Here is a 14,805-nt window from a genome sequence, read left to right as displayed (position 1 = left end):
AGGCCGGAACGCGGTCCGGCCAGTTGTCCGGTTGCGCTTCAGCGCGCGTTGGGCGTGTAGAAAGGATTCGATACGTCGCGGGCCGCCGCGAAGACGTCGTGCTTCTTCGGCAGGCCGAACATCGCCGCCTTGATGGCGGTTTTCGCGGCGAGATAGTTGTTGCGATAGACGGCGTCGAGATCGTCGGTTTTCGGGTTGACCCAGTTGGCCGACACCACCACCCATTCGTTCTCCGCTTCGGGCGGCAACGTGCCGTCTTCCAGCGATTCGACGACCGCCTTCGCGATGCCCGCCTGCGATGCGCCCCAGGTCGCGTTGCCGTGAAATTCGCCATCGATCTGCGCTTTGTTGACGTACAGCGTGAGCGGCTTGGCCGGCACGCCGGGGCGCGCAATCACGACGAACGGCGCGTGGCCGGCGGAAGGCGTGGCGAGCGCCGTGGCGAACGCCTGTCCAGCCGGCCCGCTGCGCGGCCCGACGAGCACGTTGATGTGCGCGAGATTGACGCCGGGGCCTTCGAAGCCCTCGCCGATAAAAAGCTTTGCTGACTGGTCGTTTCCTGACATCGCGCGGTTCCGTTTCGGTTCAAAAAAGAGGTGAACCGATTGTGCGAGAAGAGGCGACGAAGGCTGGATCGATGATTTTTCCGCGTCGTTATGAGCCAGAGTCATGTCCGGAAAGCCCCTTAAGCCATGAGCGCGGACGGACTTGCTTTCTGCGGGTTAACCCTCATGTCTGTATAATCAGGGAAAACCCTTAGTTTGTGACGTGCGACAACACGCTTGTCGGCGTTCAATGGCAGAGAGAGGTACCGAAATGAATTTTCACACCCGCAAGTGGGTCAAGCCCGAAGACCTGAATCCGAACGGCACGCTGTTCGGCGGTAGTTTGCTGCGCTGGATCGACGAAGAAGCCGCCATTTACGCCATTCTTCAGCTCGGTAATCAGCGCGTCGTCACCAAGTTCATGTCGGAGATCAACTTCGTGAGTTCGGCGCAGCAGGGCGACGTGATCGAACTCGGCATGACGGCGACGCATTTCGGCCGCACGTCGCTCACGCTGCGCGCGGAAGTGCGCAACAAGATCACGCGCAAGAGCATCCTGACCGTCGAGAAGATGGTGTTCGTCAACCTCGATGAAAACGGCGAACCCGCGCCGCACGGCCGCACGCAAATCCGCTACGCCGACGAGCTGTTCGAAGCGTACCGGCGCGACCGCGACGGTACGATCGAGGCGCCCAGCGCGTCCGACGACGAAGCGCGCCGCATCGAAACGGCCGAAGTGATGCACTGAGCCGTCCAGGCCCGGAGACGCAAAAGGCCCGGCCGGCGTCTCGCCAGTCGGGCCTTTGCTTTTCGCTTTTTGCTTTTTTGCTTTTCGCTTCGAATCAGTATCGCGTCATTTCGCAGCCGGTGTCGCGCCTGGATCTTCGTATTGCGGCACGTCCGCGCCGCTGCCCGAACTCGAACCGGTCGAAGGCTTCGTCGAAGGCGCAGCCGCGCCCGGGTCCTCGTAAGTCGGCAAGCCTTGCGCCTTGCTGCCGCCGCCCGACGCGCCCGGCGCCGCCGTCGCGCTCGCGCCTTCCGGCGCGGCGGCGCCCGTGTCGTCGCCGTAATCGGGCAGGGTCGCGCTGCCGCCGCCCGTCAGCAGATACTGCCGGCGTTGCGTATAGGCGTCGCGCACGAACGCGTATTTGTCGAGTGCCGCCTGCGACAGAATATCGGTCGCGCCGATCAGGTCGGCCCGCGCGCTCACGAAGTTCAGGCCGAACAGCAGATTGCGCGGAAGCGGGTCCAGATAAGTGACGGGATCGAGCCGAAAGGCGACGAGCCAGTTCGTCGCATCGCGGAACGAACTCGGCCCGAAAATCGGCAGCACCAGATACGGCCCCGACGGCACGCCGTAATGCCCGAGCGTCAGCCCGAAATCCTGGTGATGCTTCGGCAAGCCCGCCTGCGACGCGATGTCGATCAGCCCGCCCATGCCGAACGTCGAATTGAAGGCGAAGCGCACGAAATCCTCCGTGGCGTCGGTGATCTTCAACTGCAACAGGTTGTTCGCGAAATTGCCGATGTCGCCGAGATTCGAAAAGAAGTTGCTCACCGCCGTGCGCAGCGGGCTCGGCGTGACGTTCACGTAGGCCTGCGCGACCGGGCGCGCGACGTATTTGTCGACGCCGTCGTTGAAGCCGAAGATCGCGCGGTTCATCGGTTCGAGCGGATCGCCGGGATGGCGGTCCGCGCCGGTTGCGCACCCGGCGGTTGCCAGAACTCCTGCGATGGCGACGCTCACCCCGAGCGTGCGGACCGTTCCGGCAGCCAAAGCCCTTCTCATTCTTCAATTCCTCTTAAGTTATCGTGCCGTTGGGCGGCCCGCAGACTGGCGCGCTCCGCCGCGCGCACCTTGCGCGGCTTGCCCATCAGGACCGGCTGAAACACCACCGCGCCGATCAGCGTGCAGAAGAGCGACAGCGCGAGCAGCCGTCCCATGCTCGACGTTCCCGGATGATGCGAAAACCACAGGCTGCCGAACGCGGTCGCCGTCGTCGCCGCGCTGAACATCACGGCGTGCGTGAGGCTCGACTGCAACAGACGCGTCTGGCCGGAGCGCCACGCCATCACGAAATAGATCTTGAACGCCACGCCGACTCCGAGCATCAACGGCAACGCGATGATGTTCGCGAAGTTGAGCGGCATGTCGAAGACAACGCACAGTTCCAGCGTGACGATCGCGGAAACGAGCAAAGGTATCAAAGTTCTTAAAACGTCGCCAAGACGACGCAGCGTGATCCACAACAGCACCGCGATGGCGAGCAGCGAAAGCGCCGCCGCCTGCTGGAACGCCTTGATGATCGTTTCGGCCGAATGGCGGATGGAGATCGGCCCGCCGATGGCGTCCGGCTCGGCTTTCTGGACGGCATCGGCGAAACGGGCGAGCAGGCGGTCGTCGTTCTGGTCGACGCCCGGCGGCACTTTCGGCGACACCTCGACGAGCGCCTGGCCGTCCGGCGTCACGAAGTTGTCGGCGAGCGAGTGCGGCAGCGTCGCGCGGGTGATTTCCGTCGGCTGCAGGAGCGAGCGCAATTGCGCGAGCGCGAGCCGCAGCGGTTCGGCCATCGCGTGCTCGGCGCGCTCGCGCGTGGCGGCGTCGGCCTGCGCGAGCTTCGCGAGCGTGCTGGACAGATGCTTTGCCTGTTCATCGCCGGGGCCGGGATGCTCGTCGGCGGCGAGCGACAACTGGTTCGACAGGCGCTTCAACGCGGCAACCCGCACCGCATCCGTGACCGGCGCCGCGACCGGCTGGTTCAGCGCGGGGAGCAGTTGCGCGGCGGCCGCGCGGATCAGTTCGAGCTTTTTCGGCTGATCGGCGGGAATCAGCGAGTCGAGCGTCGTCACGCGCCCGACTTCGGGCAGCTTTTCGAGTTTCTCGGCGATTTTCTTCGCGTCCGCGAGCGACGGCGCGAGCACGGCGACATCGTTGACCGACGCCTCGGGCGCGTCCTTCAGCGCGATCAGCGTCGCCATCGACTCGGTGTGCGGGTCCTTCAGATGCAGCGGATTGAAGTCGAAGCGCAGGTTCAGAAGCAGCGGCAACGCGCCGATCACGAGGATCAGCGTGCCGATCAGCACGGGCTTGCGATTGCGGTCGAGATATTCGTCGACGGGCGCGAGCGCCGGAAAGCCCGGCGCATTCGGCTCGCCGGGCGGCGCGAACACTTTCAGAAGCGCCGGCAGCAGCGTCATGTTGGTCACGAACGCGACGATCATCCCCACGCCCGCGATCAGCCCGAGTTCCGACACGCCGCGATAGGCGGTCGGCAGGAACGAGAAGAAGCTCGCCGCGGTGGCGGCCGCCGCGAGCGTCAGCGGCACGGCGACGTGCCGCGCGGTTTCGGCGAGCGCGACGTCGAGCCGTCGATGCCGGTGGCGTTCCTCGCGATACCGCACGCCGAACTGGATGCCGAAATCGACGCCGAGCCCGACGAACAGCACCATGAACGCGACGGAGATCATGTTGAGCGCGTGAACCATCAGGAGACCGAGCGCGGCCGTGATCGCGAGCCCGACGAACACCGTGATGAACACCGCGACGATCATTTTTCCCGAGCGCAGCGCGAGCCACAGGATCACCAGCACGACGATGAAGGTCGCCACGCCGTTCAGCACGGCGCCGTCCTTGACCGAGGCGAATTCTTCGTCGGCGAGCGGCTGGGCGCCCGTCAGCCGGACCGCCGCGCCGTATTTCTGCGCGAGGCCGAGTTCGTTCGCGGTGGCGCGGATCGCGTCGGAGGCGCGGGCACCGGCTTCGAGCGCGTTGTAATCGAGCATCGGCTGCACGGTCACGAACGCGCGAGCCGGCTGCGCGGAAGCCGATGAATCCGCGAGATTGCGCCACGAAAACGCGGCCGGCTGGTTCGCGAGCACGCGGTCGAGCACGGTCGCGCTCTGGTTCAGCAGCTTCGACATCTGCCCGAGCGTCACCTGTCCGAGTTGCAGCGGCAGGTTCAGGCTGGTGTTGAGCGTCTGCGCGAGTCCGGTGAGCGACGGGTCGTGGGCTAGCGCATTGATGAGCGGCCGCGCCGCGCCAAGCTGCTGCGTGGTTTGCGCGACCTTGTCGGTCGACAGATAAAGCAGGCCGTTGTGCTCGAAGAAGTCGCCGCCCGAAGGCTGCGACACCGACTTGAAGCGGTCCGGATGCTTCGCGAGCGCGCCGGCGAGTTCGTTCGCGGCGGCGTCGGCGAATTCGGGCGCTTCGGCCTCGACGACGATGAGCAGCGTCGAACCGCGCTGCGGGAACGCTTGCTCGATCGCGTGACTGCGCGCGGCCCATTCCGGCTCCGTTTCGATCAATTGGCTGACGTCGGTGCTGATCTTGAAGTGATGGACGACGTAGATCGAACTCAGCACGGCGAAGAGCAGCGATACGACGATGATCCACGCCGGCCGGCGAATGGAGATCGTGACGAGGCGGGTGAGGTGGGACGTCAGCATGAAGACGGGTACCGTTGGTGCTGCTTGTAAAGTGCGGGCTGTGCTGGACAAATCTGCGCGTTCGGAAACCCGCGAGCGCGCCCAGCCGGGAACCGCGCAAGTATACCGGGCGGGGCCGGAAGCGCTCCGGTGAACTGTCGGCGCGCGGGCGAGTCGATATACTGGCTTGCAGCCGTGCCGCATTCCGGTTTGCCGCAAGCCGCGCCGCGCTGAAAACCCATCAAGCCCGCGCGTTCAACTTTCCATATAGAGAACGGGTTCCATGAAACGCTATCTGTCTATTTGCTTCGCTTTCCTTGCCGCCTCGCTGTTCTTTTCGGGCGAGGCCTTCGCCCAGGCGAGCCCCGACGGGGTCGTGAAAACCGCCGTCGAAGGCACGGTCAACGCGATGAAGGCCGACCCGCAAGCCCGCGGCGGCGACATGGCGAAGATCACGCAACTCGTCGAGACGCGCTTCGTGCCCGCTACCGATTTCGAGCGCATGACGCGCATCGCCGTCGGCAAAGCCTGGAGCACCGCTACGCCCGAGCAGCAAAAGCAGCTCTACGAGCAGTTCCAGAAGCTTTTCGTGCGCACCTACGCTTCGTCGCTCGCGCAATTGCGCGATCAGGACGTCAAGTTCGTCTTCGATAGCCCCAAAGTCGACGCGAACGCGAAGGATGTCGTCGTCGAATCCCACGTGATTTCCACGGGCGGCGACAACCCGGTGCGCTACCGCCTCGCCAAGGGCGCGCAGGGCTGGAAAATCTACGACATCGACATGATGGGCGCGTGGCTCGTTCAGGTCTATCAGCAGCAGTTCGCGGGCCAGTTGTCGAAAGGCGGCGTGGATGGCCTCATCAAGTTCCTGACCGAGCACAACGCGCGTTCCGAATGAGGCGCATCGGCGTTCAGGTCCGGCGGTGTTCCACCGCGAACTTGATCAGTTCCGCCTGACCGTCGATGTCGAGCTTGCGCTTCAGGTTCAGCCGGTGCGTTTCCACCGTGCGCACCGACAACCCATGCTGCTGCGCAATCTGCTTGCTCGACAACCCTTCGGCGAGCGCATCGAGAATGTCGCGCTCGCGCGGCGTCAGGCGTTCGAGCGGCGTCTCGGCGTAGCGCGCCTGGATCATCCGCATCGCGAGGTCCGTGCTAAAGAACGTCTTGCCGGCGAGCACGGCGTCGATCGCCTGGAGGATTTCCGTCGCCGGCGAATCCTTCAGCACATAGCCGCTCGCGCCCGCCCGCACCGCCTGCGTCACGTATTCCGCGTTGTCGTGCATCGACAGCATCAGCACGCGAATCGCCGGAAAACGCTCGTGAAACAGCGCCGCCAGTTCGATTCCGCTCATCCCGGCCATGCCGACGTCCATTAGCGCGAGATCGGGCGGATTGGCTTCGTCGGCGGCGAGCGCGAGCGCCTCGGCCGCGTTGCCCGCCTCGCCGATCACGGTGAGATGCGGCGCCGCTTCCAGCCGGGCGCGCAGGCCGTCGCGCACGAGCGGATGGTCGTCGATCAGCACGAGGCGCGCGGGATCAGTGGTCATCGGTCAATCCTTGCAGGGTGGGAACGGCGAGCGGCAGCGGCACCTTCGCGGCGATCACCGTGCGCCCGAGCTGCGACGTGATCGACAGCGTCGCGCCGAGCGCATCGAGCCGCTCGCGCATATTGCGCAGGCCGACGCCGCTCTGCGGATCGACGAGCGCGGCGTCGACGTCGAATCCTTCGCCATTGTCCGCGATCGTGAGCGTGACCGCGTCCGGCGCGAGGTCGAGCGTGAGCAGGGCGCGCGTCGCCCGCGCGTGCCGGACGATGTTCGTGAGCGCTTCCTGCGCGATGCGAAACAGCACCGTATTGACTGCATCGGGCAACGCGGGCGCCGCGCTCGCGGGCGTGTGCGTCACCGATTCGAAGCGCACGTCGAGCGCGCCCTGTTCGCCCAGTTCGCGGGCGAGCTGCTGGAGCGCGGCGGCGAGGCCGAGGTCGTCGAGCATCGCGGGGCGCAGCGCGTGCGAGATTTGACGCACCTCGCGCAGCGTGTCGGCGAGGCGGCCGAGGCTCGTCGCGAGCGCCGCTTCGGCGGCGGGCACGCGCGTTTCGCCGTTCTCGAAGTGCGCGAGCGCCGACTCCAGCAGCAATTTGACCGACACGAGCATCTGGCTGATGCCGTCGTGCAGTTCGCGCGAAAGGCGCGCGCGTTCCTGTTCCTGCGAATCGACCACCTGCCGCGCGAGGTGCTTGAGTTTGGCGTCGGCGCTGCGATGCTCGCTGATGTTGAGCACGGCGCCGCACGCCGCGATCACGCCGAGCGCCGCCAGCGCGATCGTGAAGATCCACATCACGGTGCGCTCGATATGCGCGGCCGCCTGTTCGTCGATGCGCGCGAGCGTCGTCTCGACATCCTCCAGATAAATGCCCGTGCCGATCATCCAGCCCCAGCGTTCGAGCGGCACGACGTAGCCGAGCTTCGGCGCGAGTTTGCCCGTCGACGGCCGGCGCCACACGTAGCGCACGTAGCCGCCGCCGCGCGATGCTTCGGTGACGAGCTTCTGGATGGTGAGCGCGCCCGCCGGATCGCGCATGTCCCACAGATCGCGGCCGACCAGATCGGGCTGGCGCGGATGCATCAGCGAAGTCCCGTGCATCGTGTACGCGAAAAAATAGCCGTCGGCGCCGAAATCGAGTTGCTGCAGCGCGTCGAGCGCCTGCTTCTGGCGCCGTTCTTCTTCGGCGGGCGTCCCGGCGGGTGCGTCGTAAAACGGCGCGATCGCGCTCTTCGCGATTTCCACGTAATGCCGCAATTCGATTTCCTTGCTCGACATATACGCGGACTGCATCGTCGCGTGTTGCGACTGCGCGAGGGTCGTGGCCTGCTGGCGCACGCCATACTGGATGCCGCCGATCGCGAGCGCGAACGGCACGATCGCGAGCAGAAAGATCTTGGCTTTGAGATTCATGTCGAGCTTGATGGACGGCGCGTCCCGTCTTTCTACGTAGTTTTACGTAGTTGACTTACGTAGTTGTCCGCTTGTAAGGGCTGCGGCGAAGGCGAATACTACACGCCCATGGCGCGATTGGCGCAATACGTCCGCTTTGTCAATCGGATACGGCGGGTACTTCAAACTAAAAGACAGGAGACACCATGAATCGGGCTTCCGGATTCCTGGTCTGGATTGCGATCGCGCTGCTCGGCGCGTTCTCTTTCGGCACCATTGCACTCGCGCATGGCGAGCGCATCAGCGCGCTCTGGGTCGTGATCGCCGCGGTCTGCGTGTATCTGATCGCTTACCGCTTCTATTCGCGCTTCATCGCAAGCAAGGTCCTGCAACTCGACGGCCTGCGCATGACGCCGGCCGTTCGTCACAACGACGGCCTCGACTACGTTCCGACCAACAAATACGTGCTGTTCGGCCACCATTTCGCGGCGATTGCCGGCGCGGGGCCGCTCGTCGGTCCGGTGCTGGCCGCCCAGATGGGCTACACGCCCGGCATGCTCTGGATTCTCGCGGGCGTCGTGTTTGCGGGCGCGGTGCAGGATTTCGTCGTGCTCTTTATCTCGACGCGCCGCGACGGCCGTTCGCTCGGCGACCTCGTCAAGATGGAACTGGGTCTCGTGCCCGGCGTGATCGCGCTGTTCGGCGCGTTCCTCATCATGGTGATCATTCTCGCGGTGCTCGCGCTGATCGTCGTGAAGGCGCTGACCGGTTCGCCGTGGGGCACGTTCACCGTCGCGGCGACGATTCCAATCGCGATTTTCATGGGCATCTATACGCGCTATATCCGGCCGGGCCGGATCGGTGAGGTGTCGATCATCGGCTTCTTCGGCCTGATGTTCGCGATCGTGTACGGCCAGCATGTCGCGGAATCGGCGACGCTCGCGCCGTTCTTCACGTTCACCGGCACGCAACTCACGTGGATTCTGATCGGCTACGGTTTCGTCGCTTCGGTGCTGCCGGTGTGGCTGCTGCTCGCGCCGCGCGATTACCTCTCGACGTTCCTCAAGATCGGCACGATTCTCGGCCTCGCGATCGGCATCCTGATCGTCGCGCCCGAACTGAAGATGCCGCAGTTCACGAAATTCGTCGACGGCACCGGCCCCGTCTGGGCGGGCAGCCTGTTCCCGTTCCTTTTCATCACGATCGCGTGCGGCGCGGTGTCCGGCTTCCACGCGCTGATTTCGTCGGGCACGACGCCCAAGCTGATCGACAACGAAGTCAACATGCGCTTCATCGGCTACGGCGCGATGCTGATGGAATCGTTCGTCGCGATCATGGCGCTGGTGGCCGCTTCGGTGATCGAACCGGGCATCTACTTCGCGATGAACAGCCCGGCGGCCGTGCTGGGCACGACGCCCGAAGCCGTCGCGCAGACGGTGACCGGCTGGGGCTTCATGCTCACGCCCGACATGCTGACGTCGACGGCGAAGGCGGTCGGCGAAACGACGATCGTCGCGCGTGCGGGCGGCGCGCCGACGCTGGCAGTCGGCATGGCGCAGATCCTGCATCAGGTGATCGGCGGCCCGGCGATGATGGCGTTCTGGTATCACTTCGCGATTTTGTTCGAGGCGCTCTTCATCCTGACGGCGGTCGATGCCGGCACGCGCGCGGGCCGCTTCATGCTGCAAGACCTGCTCGGCACGTTCAATCCGGCGCTGCGCCGCACGGAGTCGCTGCCGGCGAACCTGATCGCGACGGCGTTGTGCGTCGCGGCCTGGGGTTACTTCCTGTACCAGGGCGTGGTCGATCCGCTCGGCGGCATCAATACGCTGTGGCCGCTCTTCGGCATCTCGAACCAGATGCTCGCGGGCATTGCGCTGACGCTCGGAACGGTCGTGCTGTTCAAGATGAAGCGCGAGCGTTACGCGTGGGTGACGGTCGTGCCGACGGTATGGCTTCTCATCTGCACGATGACCGCCGGCTGGCAGAAGATTTTCGATGCCAATCCGAAGGTCGGTTTCCTCGCGCATGCGTCGAAGCTGAACGAGGCGCTTGATGCGGGCAAGATCGTCGCACCGGCGAAGTCGCTGGATCAGATGAAGCAGGTCATCTTCAACGACTACATCGACGCCGCGCTCGCCGGGCTGTTCATCTTCGTGGTGGTGGCGATCGTGGTGTATGGTGTGATGGCGGTGATGCGCGCGCGTCGCGAAACGCGTCCGACCGTGCGCGAAACGCCGTTCGAAGCGATGCCCGCTGGCACGCCGACAGGCGCCGCGATCCGCTCGGGGCATTGAGATTCGACAGCAACCAGTTGCATGGGCCAGAGTAAGCGCATGGGCGCTAACTCTGGCCGACAGGGAGAACACATGTTCACCGATCTTCGACAGGCAGGACGGTATCTCGGGCAGGCGATGCGCCTGATGGTGGGCTTGCCCGACTACGACAATTACGTGTCGCACATGCAGGCGACGCATCCGGACCGGCACGTGATGACCTACGAGGAATTTTTCCGCGAGAGACAGGAAGCGCGGTATGGGTCGGGAGCGGGGAAGTGCTGCTGAGGCGGTAGTTATCCGCGTCTGGAACGAAAAAGCGCGACGGCGAAAGCCGTCGCGCTTTTTTTATGGGGCGCGCGAAGAGGGCCGCCTCAAACCTCCGACACCAGCACCACCGCCTTCGCCGACACGCTCTTCGCCGACCTGAGCGCCTTGTCGCGCACGGCGGTCATGTCTTCGACCTCGCTCGAATACCGATAGCTCGCCGGCAGCAGCCGGAAATCGCCCGCCACCTGCGCGGCCTTCGTCTCGCTGAATCCGAGCTTGCGCAACGTCCTGGCGAGCAGCGAGTAGTCGTCGAGATCGGCCTTGCCGAGATTGATCAGTATGTTGAATTGAGCCATGACTTCCCGTGCATCCTGTCGAAGAGCCGCGAATCGTACATCGGTCGGCGCCTCGCGCCCGGACGCATCGACAAAAAGCATCAAAACGAAAGCATCGCATGCGTCGATCCGCGACACCAAAACCAACGGGCAGATGAAGCCGCCTGTTACGGCGACCTCATCTGCCCGCGAACTCATCGCATGGTGACGACGCTCAGTGCGCCGCCGCCGGCTGCTTCGCGCCCTTGTTCTTGCTCGCGCGGCCGATTTCTTCCAGCTTGATCTCGACGTGCTTCGAGAACACGAATTCCGCGGGACGCTGGTTGTCGATCGGCAGGTCCTTCGCGTAGGCGCCTTCCGTGCGCGGGCCGCGCAGTGACACGCCGAGCGCCTTCAGCGGATGCGCCACGGTATCCATCACCGCCGTCGCTTCGAAACCGCTGTGGACCATGCAGTCCGCGCACTTCTCGTAGTTGCCCGTGCCGTACTTTTCCCACTCCGTGGTTTCCATCAGTTCCTTGAAGGTCTTCGCATACCCTTCGCCGAGCAGATAGCACGGACGCTGCCAGCCGAACACCGTGCGCGCCGGGTTGCCCCACGGCGTGCATTGATACGTCTGGTTGCCCGCGAGGAAGTCGAGGAACATGCCCGACTGGCTGAACGACCAGTTCTTGCCGTTGTTGCCGCGCTTGAAGATTTCGCGGAAGAGCGTCTTCGTCTTGTCGCGGTTCAGGAAGTGCTGCTGGTCCGGCGCGCGCTCGTAGGCGTATCCCGGCGATACCGTGATGCCGTCGACGCCCATCGGCCCGAGCGTGTCGAAGAACGCGGCGACGCGCTCCGGGTTCGCATCGTTGAAGAGCGTGCAGTTGATGTTCACGCGAAAGCCGCGGCGCTTCGCTTCCTTGATCGCCTTCACGGCCTTGTCGTAGACGCCGTCCTGCGAGACCGAATGGTCGTGCGTCTCGCGGTCGCCGTCGAGGTGGACGGACCACACGAAGTACGGGCTGGGCTCGTAGTCGTCCATTTTCTTTTCCATCAGGAGCGCGTTCGTGCAGAGATACACGAACTTCTTGCGCGCGATGATGCCCTTCACGACCTGCGGCATTTCCTTGTGCAGGAGCGGTTCGCCGCCCGCGATCGACACGACCGGCGCGCCGCATTCATCGACGGCGCCGAGGCATTCTTCCAGCGACAGACGCTGGTTCAGGATCGGGTCCGGATAGTCGATCTTGCCGCAGCCGTTGCAGGCGAGATTGCAGCGAAACAGCGGTTCGAGCATCAGCGCGAGCGGATAACGCTTGTTGCGCATGAAATGCTGACGCGCGATGTACGCGCCAACCCGGACTTTCTGCAGCATCGGAATAGACAATTGGGTGCTCCTTAATCGTCGCGCGCGGCCGTCGCATCGACCGCGGCAAGCGGTTGCGTCAGTTTCGCGGGGAGTTTGAATTCGACCTTTTCTTCGCGGCCGCTCATCGTCGATACGTCGACGTGACCGAGCGCGCGCAAGGCGTCGATGACATGGTTGACCATTTCCTCGGGCGCCGAAGCGCCCGCGGTTATGCCGACGGTCTGCGCGTTCGCAAACCAGTCCGGCTTCACTTCCGTACCGTCCGCGACGAGATAGCTCGGCACGCCGCTCTCGGCACCGATCTCGCGCAGGCGATTCGAGTTGGAACTATTGGTGGCGCCGACCACGAGCAGCACGTCCACGTGCGTCGACAGCTCGCGCACGGCGGCCTGGCGGTTTTGCGTCGCGTAGCAGATGTCGCGCGTGTCCGGGCCGACGATATCGGTGAAGCGGCGCTGCAACGCGTCGATGATGCCGCGCGTGTCGTCCACCGAGAGCGTGGTTTGCGTCACGTAGGCGCAGGGCGTGTCGACCGGCAAGTCGAGCGTGGCGACTTCGGCTTCGCTTTGAACCAGCACGACCTTGCCGGGAATCTGGCCGATCGTGCCTTCCACTTCCGGATGCCCGGCGTGGCCGATCAGGATCAGCGTGCGGCCTTGCGAGACATACTGGCGGCCCTGTACATGGACTTTCGTCACGAGCGGACAGGTGGCGTCGAGCACGTCGAGACCGCGCGCCTCTGCATCTGCCTCGACGACCTGCGCGACGCCGTGCGCGCTGAAGATCGCGACCGCGCCATGCGGCACTTCGTCGAGTTCCTCGACGAATCGCGCGCCTTTGTTCCGCAGATTGTCGACGACGTGCCGGTTATGAACGATCTCGTGGCGCACGTAGACAGGCGCGCCGTGCCGTTCGAGGGCCCGATCGACGATCTCGATCGCACGGACCACGCCCGCACAAAAGCCGCGGGGCTGAGCAAGGATGATACGCATATTCGGGCGAACTCCGACTGGCGCGGGTTTCGGGTGAGCCGGCGCGGCGCGCACGGCCTTTCGAGTCCGTCTCGTCCGACGATTGGCGCGGCTGACGGACTCACGAAGACGATCGGTAATAAAGGAACGATTCTTTCAAACTTCGCGTCGAAGTTGACCGCGTATTCTAACGCGTTCGCTTTTTGGATGCTTGTTACGCGCGTATGGCGCGGCGAGCCGCGGAATAGATCAATTACTGCGAATCGCAGAACCCAGTAAACTGTCCGGCGTTCCGGCGCTGGCCGGTTTTCCTCTTACCTCCTGCGCGTCGATTCTGGCGGTTCTGGCCGAATGCGCACCGTGTTTTCGGCGCCCCGCTGCGCCTGGCGAGCGCGGCCCGCAGCCGGGCAATGCCCGATTCCCCGCCGTTGCGCGCAAGCGCATTTTCGAAGGCTCATCCATTCATGTTACTGATCGCCTGGCTGTCGTTTCTCATCTGGCTTGTGCTCGTGTTCGCGCGCGGCGGGTTCTGGCGCGTGCAGCCCGCGGCGCCGCTCTCGGACACGACGTTGCACGCGGTGGGAAACGCGGAGATCGCGCGCCACGGCGCGTGGCCCGCGCTCGTCGCCGTGGTGCCGGCGCGCAACGAAGCGGACGTGATCGGGCGCGCGGTCGGCTCGCTGCTCAAGCAGGACTACGCGGGGTCGTTTCACGTGATCGTCGTCGATGACCACAGCACCGATGGCACCGCCGACGCTGCGCAGTCCGCCGCTCGCGACCTGAACCTCGAAGACCGGCTGACGGTGCTGACGGCCGCGCCGTTGCCGGCCGGCTGGTCGGGCAAGGTGTGGGCGCAGTCGCAGGGTATCGGCGCGATCGGCAAGCTCGGCCTGCCCGCGGAGTTCCTGCTCCTGACCGACGCCGACATCCATCATCCCGCCGAAGCCGCGACGCAGCTCGTCGCGCGGGCGATCCTGGAGGACCGCGATCTGGTGTCGCTGATGGTGCGGCTGCGTTGTGATTCGCTGTGGGAGAAGGCGCTGATTCCGGCGTTCGTGTTTTTCTTCGCGAAGCTGTATCCGTTTTCGTGGGTGAGCGACGTGAAGAAGCCGACGGCCGGTGCCGCCGGTGGCTGCATGATGGTGCGGCGTGTCGCGCTGGAAGAGGCGGGCGGGATCGAATCGATCCGTGCGGAACTGATCGACGATTGCAGTCTTGCCGCGCGTCTGAAGCATCGCGACGGGCGCGGCGAGACGCGGCCGATCCGGCTCGATCTTGCGGAGCGTAGCGAGTCGCTGCGTCCCTACGACGACTGGCGCCAGATCTGGAACATGATTGCGCGCACGGCGTTCACGCAGTTGCGGTATTCGCCGTGGCTGCTCGCGGGGACCGTGCTCGGGATGGTGCTGATCTATATCGTGCCGCCGGTGCTGGCGTTGTGGCTCGGGCCTCGGGCGTGGCCGGCCTGCGCGGCGTGGGCGCTGATGTGCATCGCGTATGCGCCGATGTTGCGGTACTACCGCCGGTCGTTGTTGTGGGCGCCGGTTCTGCCGCTTGTCGCGCTGTTCTACGTGAGCGCGACCGTTGGGTCGGCCGTGAGGTTCTGGCGGGGCAAAGGCGGACAGTGGAAGGCGCGCGTGCAGGCGCCGGGGAAGGGGTTGTAGCGGATCGCTTGGACGTGAGCCGCGCAGT

General features: G+C 64.8%; 13 protein-coding genes. 5 read left to right on the top strand and 8 right to left on the bottom strand.

The window, feature by feature from the left end:
* Nucleotides 1–38: 38 nt before the first annotated feature.
* Nucleotides 39–566 carry a formaldehyde-activating enzyme gene (gene fae / locus AWB66_RS00240; RefSeq protein WP_087628258.1) on the bottom strand — a complete coding sequence of 176 codons (528 nt, stop codon included), beginning with the start codon at nt 564–566 and terminating at the stop codon, nt 39–41.
* A gap of 250 nt (nt 567–816) precedes the next feature.
* Between fae and AWB66_RS00235 the strand changes: the two genes are divergently transcribed.
* The gene (locus AWB66_RS00235; protein WP_087628257.1) at nt 817–1,293 is read left to right on the top strand and encodes an acyl-CoA thioesterase; all 477 of its coding nucleotides are present in this window, start codon (nt 817–819) and stop codon (nt 1,291–1,293) included.
* Nucleotides 1,294–1,398: 105 nt separating this feature from the next.
* Here the strand turns inward: AWB66_RS00235 and AWB66_RS00230 are convergent, their stop codons facing one another.
* Both AWB66_RS00230 and hpnN read right to left on the bottom strand, forming a co-directional pair.
* Entirely contained in the window at nt 1,399–2,334 is a 936-nt protein-coding gene (locus AWB66_RS00230; RefSeq protein ID WP_087628256.1) for an MlaA family lipoprotein, read from the bottom strand.
* Complete coding sequence (gene hpnN / locus AWB66_RS00225; protein WP_087628255.1) at nt 2,331–4,991, bottom strand: hopanoid transporter HpnN; 2,661 nt, start codon at nt 4,989–4,991, stop codon at nt 2,331–2,333. The genes AWB66_RS00230 and hpnN overlap by 4 nt, the downstream gene beginning before the upstream one ends.
* A 262-nt stretch (nt 4,992–5,253) precedes the next feature.
* On the opposite strand from hpnN, the gene AWB66_RS00220 reads away from it, so the two are divergent.
* A complete protein-coding gene (locus AWB66_RS00220) occupies nt 5,254–5,868 on the top strand; it encodes an MlaC/ttg2D family ABC transporter substrate-binding protein (RefSeq protein ID WP_087628254.1) in 615 nt (204 codons plus the stop codon).
* A 13-nt stretch (nt 5,869–5,881) separates the two neighbouring features.
* Here the strand turns inward: AWB66_RS00220 and AWB66_RS00215 are convergent, their stop codons facing one another.
* Nucleotides 5,882–6,520 carry a response regulator gene (locus AWB66_RS00215; RefSeq protein WP_087628253.1) on the bottom strand — a complete coding sequence of 213 codons (639 nt, stop codon included), beginning with the start codon at nt 6,518–6,520 and terminating at the stop codon, nt 5,882–5,884.
* Complete coding sequence (locus AWB66_RS00210) at nt 6,510–7,931, bottom strand: cache domain-containing protein (protein WP_087628252.1); 1,422 nt, start codon at nt 7,929–7,931, stop codon at nt 6,510–6,512. Before AWB66_RS00210 ends, AWB66_RS00215 begins: the two co-directional genes overlap by 11 nt.
* Nucleotides 7,932–8,116: 185 nt before the next feature.
* On the opposite strand from AWB66_RS00210, the gene AWB66_RS00205 reads away from it, so the two are divergent.
* A complete protein-coding gene (locus AWB66_RS00205; RefSeq protein ID WP_087628251.1) occupies nt 8,117–10,207 on the top strand; it encodes a carbon starvation CstA family protein in 2,091 nt (696 codons plus the stop codon).
* Between the two features lie 72 nt (nt 10,208–10,279).
* Nucleotides 10,280–10,474 carry a YbdD/YjiX family protein gene (locus AWB66_RS00200; RefSeq protein WP_087628751.1) on the top strand — a complete coding sequence of 65 codons (195 nt, stop codon included), beginning with the start codon at nt 10,280–10,282 and terminating at the stop codon, nt 10,472–10,474.
* An 86-nt stretch (nt 10,475–10,560) separates the two neighbouring features.
* Here the strand turns inward: AWB66_RS00200 and AWB66_RS00195 are convergent, their stop codons facing one another.
* From AWB66_RS00195 to ispH, 3 genes are all read right to left on the bottom strand, one after another.
* Nucleotides 10,561–10,812: a hypothetical protein gene (locus AWB66_RS00195; RefSeq protein ID WP_125469624.1), complete on the bottom strand. Its 252-nt coding sequence runs from the start codon at nt 10,810–10,812 to the stop codon at nt 10,561–10,563.
* Between the two features lie 193 nt (nt 10,813–11,005).
* On the bottom strand, nt 11,006–12,160 hold the full coding sequence (gene hpnH, locus AWB66_RS00190; RefSeq protein WP_087628249.1) for an adenosyl-hopene transferase HpnH: 1,155 nt from the start codon (nt 12,158–12,160) through the stop codon (nt 11,006–11,008).
* 11 nt (nt 12,161–12,171) lie between these two features.
* Entirely contained in the window at nt 12,172–13,134 is a 963-nt protein-coding gene (gene ispH, locus AWB66_RS00185; protein WP_087628248.1) for a 4-hydroxy-3-methylbut-2-enyl diphosphate reductase, read from the bottom strand.
* 443 nt (nt 13,135–13,577) lie between these two features.
* Here ispH and AWB66_RS00180 point away from each other — a divergent pair, with 443 nt between their 5' ends.
* Complete coding sequence (locus tag AWB66_RS00180) at nt 13,578–14,777, top strand: glycosyltransferase (protein ID WP_087628247.1); 1,200 nt, start codon at nt 13,578–13,580, stop codon at nt 14,775–14,777.
* Nucleotides 14,778–14,805 lie beyond the last annotated feature (28 nt).

Source organism: Caballeronia telluris (assembly GCF_001544495.1).
Taxonomy (GTDB): Bacteria; Pseudomonadota; Gammaproteobacteria; order Burkholderiales; family Burkholderiaceae; genus Caballeronia; species Caballeronia telluris.
This window is presented reverse-complemented; position numbering and strand designations above follow the sequence as displayed.

Bases quoted from the DNA above. Each gene is read 5' to 3' on its own strand.
- fae (WP_087628258.1), bottom strand. From the start codon at position 566: ATGTCAGGAAACGACCAGTCAGCAAAGCTTTTTATCGGCGAGGGCTTC.
- AWB66_RS00235 (WP_087628257.1), top strand. From the start codon at position 817: ATGAATTTTCACACCCGCAAGTGGGTCAAGCCCGAAGACCTGAATCCG.
- AWB66_RS00230 (WP_087628256.1), bottom strand. From the start codon at position 2,334: ATGAGAAGGGCTTTGGCTGCCGGAACGGTCCGCACGCTCGGGGTGAGC.
- hpnN (WP_087628255.1), bottom strand. From the start codon at position 4,991: ATGCTGACGTCCCACCTCACCCGCCTCGTCACGATCTCCATTCGCCGG.
- AWB66_RS00220 (WP_087628254.1), top strand. From the start codon at position 5,254: ATGAAACGCTATCTGTCTATTTGCTTCGCTTTCCTTGCCGCCTCGCTG.
- AWB66_RS00215 (WP_087628253.1), bottom strand. From the start codon at position 6,520: ATGACCACTGATCCCGCGCGCCTCGTGCTGATCGACGACCATCCGCTC.
- AWB66_RS00210 (WP_087628252.1), bottom strand. From the start codon at position 7,931: ATGAATCTCAAAGCCAAGATCTTTCTGCTCGCGATCGTGCCGTTCGCG.
- AWB66_RS00205 (WP_087628251.1), top strand. From the start codon at position 8,117: ATGAATCGGGCTTCCGGATTCCTGGTCTGGATTGCGATCGCGCTGCTC.
- AWB66_RS00200 (WP_087628751.1), top strand. From the start codon at position 10,280: ATGTTCACCGATCTTCGACAGGCAGGACGGTATCTCGGGCAGGCGATG.
- AWB66_RS00195 (WP_125469624.1), bottom strand. From the start codon at position 10,812: ATGGCTCAATTCAACATACTGATCAATCTCGGCAAGGCCGATCTCGAC.
- ispH (WP_087628248.1), bottom strand. From the start codon at position 13,134: ATGCGTATCATCCTTGCTCAGCCCCGCGGCTTTTGTGCGGGCGTGGTC.
- AWB66_RS00180 (WP_087628247.1), top strand. From the start codon at position 13,578: ATGTTACTGATCGCCTGGCTGTCGTTTCTCATCTGGCTTGTGCTCGTG.